Here is an 11,093-nt window from a genome sequence, read left to right as displayed (position 1 = left end):
CGGGCTGTCATTCATTCCTGTCTTTTCGGGGATGTGGAAAGCTTGGCTACAGAAGTTTATGAGCGTATGCCTATGGATACCCATGCTATATCTGATCGACAATTTTATGCTCAAGATTCTCGATAATCTTATACAAACTTTGCTATACGACGGAGAAGCCAATTTGGGCCTGGTGCTGACAAGTGCCCTATTGATGTTAATGAACGTATTCGTATACCTCAAGGCACCGGTCTTGTCCAACTTTATTGTGCAGGGCATGAACGTAAGCGCAAGCCAACTAAAAGACAGGACAAAACATTATGCCAAAAAAGCCGCACAGACAGCGGTCGATGCAAAGACGGGCGGAGCTACAAAAGGCGTAAGAACTTTGATACAATAATCCTTTCAACGATCAAAGAAGAATTTAAACGAACACAGAAGAACAGATGGACGGTAAATACAGGATTTTCAACGATTTAAGTAGGATTCGTAGCAATAGCAACAAGGTACTATATGTATCTTTAATTCTTACGTTCGTCTCGACCATCCTCAATATCTACTATACCTACAGAACGAACGAGAGTGCCAGGAACAGTTTCTATCTGCTCGATAAAGGCCAGAAATTGGCCGTAGTCAGAATCAAGGACTACAAGCGGGCGGTAGATATTTTATGCGAAGGCCATATTGCAAATTTCCATGAACTCTTCTTTGCCTTGGAACCTGATTTGCGCCATATCAAAAGAAATATTGAAGGCAGGGCGCTTTATATGGGCGATCATTCGGTACAGCGATTGTACAATAGGTTGATCGATCAAAGTTATTATGAGGATATAGCCAAAAGTGGCTATTCCATCGAAGTGGAAAAGGATTCGATTTTAGTGGATTACTCACGCTATCCCTTTCCATTTCGGTTTGTCGGAAAACAACGAATCTTAAAAGATGGGAATGCGGAATATCGAACCTTGATCACAACGGGGTTTATCGAGGAGACCAAATCGACACCGAACAATTTGAACGGTTTAAAGATCCTCAGGTTCGATGTTTTGAACAATACGGATCTGTAACCACCAACCTATGAACAGTATGATTGAAAAGTTTAACCATTGGATACGGCAGCATAAGCTGTTCGCTATTTCTGCACCCATAATCGTGTTGCTTACGGTATTTTTTATCACGACCAGTATAAGTTCTGTGCGGAACCATGGGAAAAACGATTTGGATAAGGATGGTTACAACAATTTCCTGCCGGACCAAAAGAAGGAACTTAAGGTCGAGGAACCAAACGATATCTATAAAAATGCTCAACAAGATTCTTTGGACGCCCAGAAGAATAATGGACTTTTCAAAAGCATTCTCCACTCAAAAAAAGAAAACGATTCACTGGAACGCCTCTTGGAAGAACTGAACAATTTTTCATTGGACGAAACGGCTTCGCAAGATATCGATGATGAAAACACCCTCGACCAAAACACTACAACCCCCGAATATGTTACAAAAAAGAGCGTAGCCAAAGAAAAACTGGAATACAGGAAGTTACTGATGGAAGCTCGTGACGAACGTCTCTCGCGAAGTCAGGACTATTCCGCACCTTATATGGAATCACCATCTACAGTTACCGTGGAATCAATAAAATTTGATGCGTCAATATATCGCGATCAGTTCATACTGCCCGGTAATCGTGTAGTGCTTATTTTAAGGGAAGATGTGCACTATAATAACAAGCGATTCCCCAAGAACACCTTTGTGTATGCCAAATCGAACTTGCAAGGATCTCGGGTTCTGTTGGAAGTAACCAATATCGACAACGTAAAGATACCGCTAACGGCTATCGACCAAGAAGATGGAATGGTCGGATTACACAACGAAAGGGCAGGTGAACTGCTGAATGAATTTAACGCAGAGATCCGACAACAAGGAGTCAATGAACTTTCCGAAGCGGCAGGAGAAGTTTCTGAAACACCACTCGGTCGAAACCTTGTCCGCTCCTTCGGCAACTTTTTCCAGAAGAAAAAATACAAACAACAGGATAAAATCTTATTGGTCAATGGAGACCGTGTTTTTTTGGTGCCCAAAACCTAAATGAATGGCTAAGAAAATACTACTCATATCAACATTTATTTTCGCTTCGGCATGTGCCGCACAGCGTTATAGCGACACTTTGGAAGTGGCTAGAAACTACAAGACCATTTTGATATTTCCTGAAAATATTTCTGAAAGTATTATCGGGAACGATTTTGGGTTTATAGCAGACCTGCCAAAAGCTGAGGGAAGTAAATTTCATGGAAGGATCTTAAAGCTATATTACGATGAACTTGCCACGGAGGAAAAAAACTTTACGAACCATACCGTAATTACAGAATCGGGCCAAGTCTATGATTTCATTCTTGAACTGACCGAGCGACCAAAACAGTTCACTTGGTACATCAAGCCCGAAATGGCCATTACCAATATTGATGGAACAACAAGAAATGTGCAAAATAACAATAACGCTTCTGAGGGTACTACATCAGAAAACAAAGAGAATGAGGCGGTAGCCATATCAACGGCTAAACCTGCAAAAACTTCCGACAATTCCATAGACAGGGCAACCAAAGAGCTTTACGAAAAAGATCCAATGGAATACTATCGTCTTCGGTGCTATTATATGCAGTTTGACAGGGCCAGAATCAGTCGCTATTTTGCACGGTTGGATAATGTTTTTCTTTGGCTCAAGGGGGTCTATTACAACGAGGACGAACTCTATTTTCAGTTTCGGATCGAGAATAAGGAAGGGCTTGATCTGGACATCAATTTCATCAAGCACCAAATCGCCACAAATTACAGGAACAGTAGCAGCAACCAGCGAATGGAACTAAAGCCCCTTTTTACCTACAAACAGCCCAAAACGGTGGCCGGAAAGAGCGAGAACCATTTCGTGGTGGTCTTTAAAAAATTCGCATTGGACGAAAAAAAAGAGGTGGTCGTGGAATTGGACGAAGAATCGGGCAACCGAAACCTGTCCCTGAAAATCGGGCATGAAATAATCAACAACCCAATACACTTTTGAACATGAAAAATTTATTATTCATAACCGCAATAATAGCTTGCAGTTCAATTCATTCCCAGGAAGGCAATTATGCTTCATCAATCGGGGTCAGCAGCGGATATGCCGAAGACGGTTTTGGCATTATGGCAACCTATAATTACCACTTGAATCGAAATCGGTATGCCCAGTTGAGCGTATTCGCCGCCATAGCGGAAGACCGAGGTACGTTCACGATTCCCTACAACATATTCACGGTACAACCTGGCTATTTCTTTAAAATTCTGGAACAAAGAAACTTTAAACGTTATGCGCTCAATATCGGGGGTGGTGCCATTATCGGTTACGAGGTCATCAACAATGGCAATAGCCTCTTGGAAACGGGTGCGGTCATCGATGCCAAGAGCCAGTTTATCTACGGAGCCTATGTAGGGCTTGAGGGCGAGCTTACCCTGAGCAATGATTTTTCCCTCTTGGTCAAGGCCAACGAGTATTATCATGTAAATAGCGATGTGGGCAATTTCTATCCCTATGCAGGTATCGGCCTTCGTTATTTTCTGTTTTAAAACCAGTCGAAAATGAAAAAGTTAAAAACTACTACAAAAGTGACAATAGGGGTTTTGACCCTCATTTCTATCCTAGTTATTGCCTGTAGCAAGGATTTTGAGGATGTCATTTTGGAAGATTTCGATTTCAGCTTCTCGGTGGAACATCCCGAGGAAAGCTTTGTATTCGAACGTACGAGAACCTCATTTTCCCTGGTTCCGGAAAAGGAAATCTCTACAGTAGATTATTTTCTAAAATACTCGGCAGCCAATGCAAAAGGCTATTTTTTAAACATGGAGGGGGATACGATACGTGAGAACGACACATTGCGCATAACCGATAAAAATTGGGCCTATAATTACGTGGCTATTGATACCGGTATGCATAAGATCAATTTTTTAGCATGGGATTCCAACATGCGAGAGAAGAGATTGGAGCTGTTTCATCGTGCCAAATATGCCAGTTTCAGTTTCTTGCTCAACAAGGGACTTAATGAATTTATCATCAATTCAAAAAACCCGGTCAATCTTACACTTATTCGTGATAAGGAAACTGAAAGTCCAAGTGCAATAGGGAATTTTGAAATAACGTATCAAATCGAGAACGGCTCGGGCAAATTATATTTGGGCGATAAGGTCTTTGATGCGGGGAATCCATTTTTCCTGCCAAAAGGCATTTCCGAACTATCCTACCTACCCGAGAATTTGGGTGAACATAAACTGATCGTTACTGCCAAAGCCCCTGATGGCGCTACCTTGACCCAAGAACTATTATTGACTGTATTAAATCTTGGTTTTACACTCAATACAACGGCTTCCTCTTCACAGGTGGAGCTCGATACGAATCTGGCCATTGCCATAGACCTTGCAACACAGGATGAAAATTCGAATGTGACCTATGAGATAACCCATTCCTTTTCCAGTTCAAGTGAGGGTGGTGGAACCGTAAGGGACCAGAACGGCGGGGTTATGGAACCGGGGCAATTTAGGGCCATTGACCCTGACACTTATAATTTTTCATTTACGAGTACGAATCTGGGAAAGCGTAAAATATATTTTGACGTACGGGACAGTAATGGTCAGCAAAAACGGGACAGCGTCGAAATCGAGGTCGCCAATATTCCGTTCACATTCTCCGGCAACTCGGAAAGTAATTCGGTGTTCATCAATGAAAGGACCCAATTCAACTTCAATATAAAATCCAATGGAAACACGAACAATATAGAATACAGCATCTCCTATGAAATTCTGGAGGGAAATGGTATTGTACGCAACGTGAACGGTACAGAACTCATAAATTCAACGGATTATCCAGTCGCTTTCGGTAATTTTTCACTGTTCTATATCCCAGAGACGGCTGATACCCATAGAGTTTCCTTTGTGGTAACGGATAATTTTGGACAATCCTCTGAACCGGTTATCATCGATCTGGAAATCAAGCAAAATGAATTCGAGGCGACTTTCACCCCATCAAAAACATCTGAATTTACCAATATTCCCGTTTCTGCTATTGTGAATATCGATGAAGAACCTGAAGGCACCAATGACACCTATGAGGCATTTTTTACCTCTGGAAAAAGTGGTGGGGTAAGTATTAACGGAAATTCTTATGGACCTGGGGAGAAATTTAACTTGACCGCAGACATAAACAACATATTTTATACCGGTTTTGAGCCTGGTGAGCATAATTTGGTCTTTAGTGTCGAGTCGGGATCAGGCGTAACCCATGCGACGGAACCTATAACCATAGCATATCAACAAGTTGATTTTTCTTTCACTGGCGGCATCCAAAAATCGGATATTTCTGTTGGGGAGGTGACCTCGGTAAACTTCAATATTTCAGAAAGCGTAGGGTCTTCGGACTATACCATGCGGTTTGCAATGAACGGCAATGCATTGTTGAAGGATACCAATGGAAACGCCGTAAGCCCAGGCAATAGTTACGATGTTCCCAAGGGGAATTTCAATTGGAGTTTGGAGGGCATCAGCGAGGGAACGGTTACTATAACTTTTTATGCCAAAAATGAGACAGGGCTGGAAAAACCTGTTCCCATTACGGTCAATGTCAGCCCGAAAGACTATGTTCTCACTGTAAATGCTACGGGGCCTGGCGCATTTATTGGAGAGGCCATACCCATTAACTTTAATATTACTGAAATCGGCCTGGGGGGAGATACGTATACCATGTACTATTCTACCGGCAATGCTAATAGTACTTTTGAATTTGACGGAAACTCTTATGGCCCAGGAGAGGCATTCCCAGTGCCCGTTGGTTCATTTTCGGGTAACTACACCGGCCTTTCGGAGGGTTTGCACAACATAGTATTCAACACCATATCTTCTTCCAATGTCACCAAAAACGAAAGTGTGGATATTGATTATGAGCGATATGTTGAGCCATTCGATTTAACCATAAGTCAGGCTCCTGGTGAACGCCTTGAGGGAGAGGCATTCAATATAACTGTCATCACCAATGCCATAGGCACCCATGATAATACGGTTTCCTATACGATGACCTTTTCCTTTGAGGGTAATCGAGCGGGTTATTTTCTTCTTTCAGGATCAAGATATGATGAGGGCGAAACCGTTCCATTGAACTATGGGAGCACCAATCTCACATTCTATCCCGACAGTCAGGATACGTTCACCATTGATTTTGAGGTGGAGAACTCAACGGGGGAAACGCAAACCGGAAGCACATTTGTGGATACCTTGAGAAGGCCTGTAGCTTTTGTAAAAGGAGAAAAGTACAATGTCAGTTGTGGCGGTTTGAATGGATGCGATTATCAGGTAAGGATATACACTTGTTATGATATCGGATGTTCCGAGGCCTATGGGGGTGCCACCTTGGACCGAGTAGAGATCAGGATTTACAACAGAAGGGATAATCGATGGGATACCCGGGTATTCAACTATAATGAGGCTGTGGGGAATGGTGTGGACCGATACTTTTTGTTAGAGGAGGAGGCCAGAGAAAGCAGACTACGTTATTTAGACCAAGACTTTGAGGTCAGGGTCAGGGATACCAATGGACAGTGGAGTGAAGTGGCTTTTGGTAAAGTAATAAGGGTATAAGACAAATATCTCTTCGTTTAAAGATTCCTTTTTGAGGCTGTTAACTACGTCTAAATACATAGGTAACAATCACATTGCGGTCATCTAAAAAGTCCTCTTCTTCAACAACTAGTCGGTTTTGGGTAAATTCTATGATCGTCCAATCGCTACGGGTATCAAATCGGATAATCTCGTTATTTATTAATTCATAGGTATCACTTTCCACGTTTTGAAATGCCGGAACATCACCGCAAGAAAGTCCATTTTCATTGATGGTGAAAACATCCTTTTCCCCAGGTCCCCTATCATTGAAAAACGTCAAATTGTCCTTTAGGCACTGCCGAATTTCGTTTGTATTATAAAAGTCATCATTCACTGTGCCATCCCCATTAATATCGACTGCGATGTTGGAACCAATGGCCTCATACTCCCATTGACCAAGCAAGGCTTCTGCCCTATCTGCTTCAGAAACACCATTGTCGTCATTATTACAAGAGTAAATTAATAGCACCAATAAAACTAAAAAGACTTTAGTGTAGATTTTCATTTCGAAATATTTAGACGCCTTTATAAAGATAAAATTTTTATCCCTAACCTTTTTAACCCTTCCAGTCGATTAAGAAACTATCAATGAGATTAAAACAAGAAATGGAAGATTAAATTGCGTAATTTGACAAGATAAATGCAGGGAGCGCACTTTTACGCCTCCACGTGTTCAGGTGCGGCTCCGAGGAGGTTGATAAATCTGGAACGGAAAGATCTCGATTGTGTCGCGGCGAATTACGTCTGCTCTGGAAATCTTGATGTAGATGATTTGTTAAAATTCAACAGTGGTTGAGTACATATTAAAATAAGGTATCTGTCAAACTCCTTTTAAGCAAAGAGAAACTTATTTTCATGTCTCTTACCCATAAATAACTGTTTTTCATGAAAAGTAACCATTTTTCATATTATATTTGTACTTATATTTCATGAAATGTAACTATGAGTAATCAATTTGCACGAAAAATAAGCACTTTTCACGATAGGGTCTTGCCAGAGGAAGGAATTTTGGTTGGGTATGGTTGGCTTCTACAATTTATCGAGGATACAAGAAATAGACGATTACCTTTACCAGAGCTACTTGCCATTGTAACAGAGAAACAACAGCGGTACAATACCCCACAATGGCAGGTATTTGCAAAACGGTATATCCCCGAGGATAATGCAAGTGGCCATCTCACTTTTGCACTGAAGTACGAAGGTATTGATTTGCTCATTTTAAAAGAGTTTTTTCTGGCAGTGGGTGATGCGCCGGTAATGAGCATGGTGCAGAACGAGCCCACTGGTCAATATTCCAGAAGGATTTGGTTCCTATATGAATGGCTCTTTGGTAAAAAACTGGATATCCCCGATTTAAAAACCGGTAATTATGTTGAAGTTGTAAACCCCAAGCATCAATATGTAGGACCGGTTGAAAATAGTACCAGGCATCGCGTAAAGAATAATCTACCGGGTACCAGAGAATTCTGTCCCATGATACGCAAGACCAAAAAATTAGAGTCTTACGCCGCAACAAAATTTCCTGAAATCATGGAAAAAGGATTAATGGGAAGAAATAAGGACTTGATACGTAGGACGGCCGCATTCCTTTTGCTGAAAGATTCAAAAGCATCCTTTGCCATCGAGGGGGAATATCCTCCGAACATGAGGGCCAGAAATTGGGGCAAGGCCATTGGCCAGGCAGGTAAAAAACCATTGACGATTGAAGAGATTGAGCGACTTCAGGATATTGTAATAGGCACCAAGAAATTGAAGCACATGGGAATTCGCAAAGGCGAAGGATTTATTGGTGAACATGACCGCGAAAGCTTACTTCCAATGCCTGATCATATCTCGGCCAAGGCAAAAGATTTGGAATCATTGCTACGTGGATTGATTGACACTAACAACCTCTTGAAAAACAGTGGCTATAACCCAGTTTTGGCGGCAGCCAGTATCGCTTTTGGTTTTGTGTTCATCCACCCTCTTTCAGACGGAAACGGCAGGATACATCGATATATCATACATCATATTTTGGTTCGCATGGGCTATACCCAGAGGGATATGATCTTTCCGATTTCGGCAGCTATACTGAATCGGATAGGAGAGTATCAAGATATTCTGGAGCACTTCTCATCGCCCAGACTTAATCTAATCGAATGGAAGCCGACCCTTGACCACAACGTTGAAATCTTGAACGACACCATTGACCTCTATCGCTATTTTGACGCCACATTGCAGACAGAGTTTCTTTATGAATGTGTCGAAGAGACCATTGAAAAGATAATACCCGAAGAGTTGGATTTTCTGGAAAAATATGACCAAATGACCCATCAAATCAATGCGTTGGTTAATTTGCCCGATAACAAAGTAGATCTATTAATCAAGCTTCTCAATCAAAACAAGGGAAAGCTGTCAAAAACTAAAAAGGCAAAAGAATTCGAGGAATTATCCCAAGAGGAAATTGAAAATGTCGAAAAAATGTATGCTTCAATCTTTTAACATCCATCAGGTATAACATTAAAAATGGTTCGTAAGGTTCTTCTAGTAATACCAACACCTAAATAAGGAATTACGTTGTGGTGCTTTACTACCCAAAACTAAAAAATCGGTTTCTTGAAACGTTACTTTTCTAAAACTCCTGGTTCCTGCCTAAAGCATTCTACCAGCATTTTGTAGAGTTCTGGATGTTTTCTCTTAAATAAATCGGGACGTTCAAAAAAGTACTCGGCAGCTACGGCAAAAAACTCCGCTTCGTTGGTACCGCCATAGTTTCTTATATCGGATTTATTGGCATTGATAACTTCCATTTCCGCATGGATCAACTTTAACCACGGGATGGTATATTGATGCTCCAACAACCTTTCCGGAATTCCATCCGTGAAATCGTCCAATTTATCAATAAGATGCACAAACTCGTGTATGCCAGTATTGCTTTTGTCGGTTGTGTTTTTGAACCCGTGATGCAATGCTTTTTTCGATAAAATCATTTGCTTTTCAAAACGTCCATTCCCCACAATTCCGCCGATATTACGCGATTTATCTTTGCTGCTAAATTGCATATCCTCATTGAAGTTATCAGGATACAATAGGATTCCGCTTAAATTGGTATAGTGCCATTCGTCAAAACCAAAAACGGGAATTACAGCACTCGCCGCAATTAAAATCTTGTCGAGCTCTTGCAATTCCAGTTGTACCCCATCAATATAGACTTCACTTAAAAATTGCATCATTCGTTGTTGAAAAACTACCTGTTTTGCTTTGGGAAGGTTGCGGTAGAAGAGCACATTTTCCATCAGTAACGGATGCCAATATTTTGGGAACGGTTTTACTTTTTTGCTTCCTATTTTTGAAACAAAATAAACGGCAAGGACAAGCATCAATCCGAATATAATCGTATAAATCATAGTTGATGTAGCGGATAAGGGAATATCATCTGATTTTAGTTTTTCCAAGAATGACCACCATATAATAAATTATCCGGTTTGATTATTTGGAATAGTCCTTCAACAGAAAATTCCAATGGTATCTTTTTAACAATCCTATGTACAAATAGAGTTTCAACTTTTGGGCATTCAATTTTTCATTGACTTTTATTGATGACGTATTGAAGTAGGAGACAATACTGTAAAGTTCTTCTACGCTATAGTTTTCAAGAAGTTCAAAGCAATGATAACGTAAGTAGGTAGCCAAGTTCTTACCTCTATACGCCTGAAACGTGTAAACATTCAAAAGGTAACCTTCCTTATCTTTTATTTTGAAGGAGCGGCCTTTAAACACAAAATCCTGCAAATCAACGAATAATAGGGCGGCAATCTCTTTCCCTCGCTTGAGACCGATACATATCTGCCCCATACTTAAATTCTGCTCTAATTCCTTGGTTGTAAGCCCCATGATGTTATTCATTATCCCAATCTCGTCCAAACCTATATAACATAATTCATAGTCTTTGAAGCTATCTCGAATCTCAGGTTTTTCGGCTCCATTTTTTATTTCCCTATACCAATAGTAGGGTGCGATGTCCAATCCTATCCGGGTCAGAGCATTCCTAAGGGTGAATAAAAATAATCCATGGCGTATTCGGTGCCACAATAACTTCGTTTTATAGAATTTGCTTTTTTCCGCTACCTTCATTTTCTTTTCATTTGACTTAAGTCAGTACTGACAGAACGATATCTTTTAGATTGGATATAAATTTATTATAGGCGTTTGGTGATTAACGAACATCAACACTTTCCGCGCTAAACCCTATTTTCTGCAAAGTAGCTTTTACATCTTCTTCCGAAGCACCATGACTTTCTATAGTCAAGATTTTATCAGGATTAGCGGTATCCACTTCCCAACTTTCAACGCCTTCTTGTTTGTTTAAAAATGGGGTTACTTTAGAGACACAACCACCACAATTGATATTTGTTTTAAATTTTAAAGTTTTCATCGTATTTGAATTTATAATTAATTATTAAAGTTTTGCT

The 11,093-nt window shown here is 40.6% G+C and carries 11 protein-coding genes; 7 read left to right on the top strand and 4 right to left on the bottom strand.

Going from position 1 to position 11,093, the window contains the following annotated elements; all coding sequences use genetic code 11:
* The 6 genes from A7D14_RS20160 to A7D14_RS18310 all read left to right on the top strand — a co-directional run.
* Nucleotides 1-379: hypothetical protein (locus A7D14_RS20160; protein WP_176712451.1), on the top strand; the 379-nt coding region annotated here is incomplete at its 5' end.
* 46 nt (nucleotides 380-425) lie between these two features.
* The gene (locus tag A7D14_RS18330) at nucleotides 426-1,043 is read left to right on the top strand and encodes a hypothetical protein (RefSeq protein WP_067037738.1); all 618 of its coding nucleotides are present in this window, start codon (nucleotides 426-428) and stop codon (nucleotides 1,041-1,043) included.
* A gap of 10 nt (nucleotides 1,044-1,053) precedes the next feature.
* Nucleotides 1,054-2,058, top strand: a complete 1,005-nt coding sequence (gene traM, locus A7D14_RS18325; protein WP_067037736.1) for a conjugative transposon protein TraM — start codon at nucleotides 1,054-1,056, stop codon at nucleotides 2,056-2,058.
* A gap of 4 nt (nucleotides 2,059-2,062) precedes the next feature.
* Complete coding sequence (locus tag A7D14_RS18320; RefSeq protein WP_067037734.1) at nucleotides 2,063-3,025, top strand: DUF4138 domain-containing protein; 963 nt, start codon at nucleotides 2,063-2,065, stop codon at nucleotides 3,023-3,025.
* Nucleotides 3,026-3,027: 2 nt separating this feature from the next.
* Complete coding sequence (locus A7D14_RS18315; protein ID WP_067037733.1) at nucleotides 3,028-3,567, top strand: conjugal transfer protein TraO; 540 nt, start codon at nucleotides 3,028-3,030, stop codon at nucleotides 3,565-3,567.
* 12 nt (nucleotides 3,568-3,579) lie between these two features.
* Nucleotides 3,580-6,621: a TraQ conjugal transfer family protein gene (locus tag A7D14_RS18310; protein ID WP_067037730.1), complete on the top strand. Its 3,042-nt coding sequence runs from the start codon at nucleotides 3,580-3,582 to the stop codon at nucleotides 6,619-6,621.
* Nucleotides 6,622-6,661: 40 nt separating this feature from the next.
* On the opposite strand, the gene A7D14_RS18305 is transcribed toward A7D14_RS18310, so the two are convergent.
* Nucleotides 6,662-7,147, bottom strand: coding sequence for a hypothetical protein (locus tag A7D14_RS18305; protein WP_067037728.1), 486 nt, complete (start codon nucleotides 7,145-7,147; stop codon nucleotides 6,662-6,664).
* Nucleotides 7,148-7,584: 437 nt separating this feature from the next.
* Here A7D14_RS18305 and A7D14_RS18300 point away from each other — a divergent pair, with 437 nt between their 5' ends.
* Entirely contained in the window at nucleotides 7,585-9,123 is a 1,539-nt protein-coding gene (locus A7D14_RS18300; RefSeq protein ID WP_067037726.1) for a Fic family protein, read from the top strand.
* A gap of 122 nt (nucleotides 9,124-9,245) precedes the next feature.
* On the opposite strand, the gene A7D14_RS18295 is transcribed toward A7D14_RS18300, so the two are convergent.
* From A7D14_RS18295 to A7D14_RS18285, 3 genes are all read right to left on the bottom strand, one after another.
* Complete coding sequence (locus A7D14_RS18295; RefSeq protein ID WP_404828015.1) at nucleotides 9,246-10,001, bottom strand: zinc-dependent peptidase; 756 nt, start codon at nucleotides 9,999-10,001, stop codon at nucleotides 9,246-9,248.
* A 109-nt stretch (nucleotides 10,002-10,110) separates the two neighbouring features.
* Complete coding sequence (locus A7D14_RS18290; RefSeq protein WP_116183705.1) at nucleotides 10,111-10,755, bottom strand: GNAT family N-acetyltransferase; 645 nt, start codon at nucleotides 10,753-10,755, stop codon at nucleotides 10,111-10,113.
* A gap of 82 nt (nucleotides 10,756-10,837) precedes the next feature.
* Nucleotides 10,838-11,056 carry a heavy-metal-associated domain-containing protein gene (locus A7D14_RS18285; protein ID WP_067037721.1) on the bottom strand — a complete coding sequence of 73 codons (219 nt, stop codon included), beginning with the start codon at nucleotides 11,054-11,056 and terminating at the stop codon, nucleotides 10,838-10,840.
* Nucleotides 11,057-11,093: the final 37 nt, after the last annotated feature.

This window comes from Allomuricauda sp. CP2A, assembly GCF_001683915.1.
Classification (GTDB): domain Bacteria; phylum Bacteroidota; class Bacteroidia; order Flavobacteriales; family Flavobacteriaceae; genus Flagellimonas.
The sequence above is the reverse complement of the archived record's forward strand: the minus strand, read 5'-3'. Positions and strand labels throughout refer to the sequence as shown.

Excerpts from the sequence above, each read along its gene's own strand:
- A7D14_RS18330 (WP_067037738.1), top strand. The coding sequence starts at position 426 with ATGGACGGTAAATACAGGATTTTCAACGATTTAAGTAGGATTCGTAGC.
- traM (WP_067037736.1), top strand. The coding sequence starts at position 1,054 with ATGAACAGTATGATTGAAAAGTTTAACCATTGGATACGGCAGCATAAG.
- A7D14_RS18320 (WP_067037734.1), top strand. The coding sequence starts at position 2,063 with ATGGCTAAGAAAATACTACTCATATCAACATTTATTTTCGCTTCGGCA.
- A7D14_RS18315 (WP_067037733.1), top strand. The coding sequence starts at position 3,028 with ATGAAAAATTTATTATTCATAACCGCAATAATAGCTTGCAGTTCAATT.
- A7D14_RS18310 (WP_067037730.1), top strand. The coding sequence starts at position 3,580 with ATGAAAAAGTTAAAAACTACTACAAAAGTGACAATAGGGGTTTTGACC.
- A7D14_RS18305 (WP_067037728.1), bottom strand. The coding sequence starts at position 7,147 with ATGAAAATCTACACTAAAGTCTTTTTAGTTTTATTGGTGCTATTAATT.
- A7D14_RS18300 (WP_067037726.1), top strand. The coding sequence starts at position 7,585 with ATGAGTAATCAATTTGCACGAAAAATAAGCACTTTTCACGATAGGGTC.
- A7D14_RS18295 (WP_404828015.1), bottom strand. The coding sequence starts at position 10,001 with ATGCTTGTCCTTGCCGTTTATTTTGTTTCAAAAATAGGAAGCAAAAAA.
- A7D14_RS18290 (WP_116183705.1), bottom strand. The coding sequence starts at position 10,755 with ATGAAGGTAGCGGAAAAAAGCAAATTCTATAAAACGAAGTTATTGTGG.
- A7D14_RS18285 (WP_067037721.1), bottom strand. The coding sequence starts at position 11,056 with ATGAAAACTTTAAAATTTAAAACAAATATCAATTGTGGTGGTTGTGTC.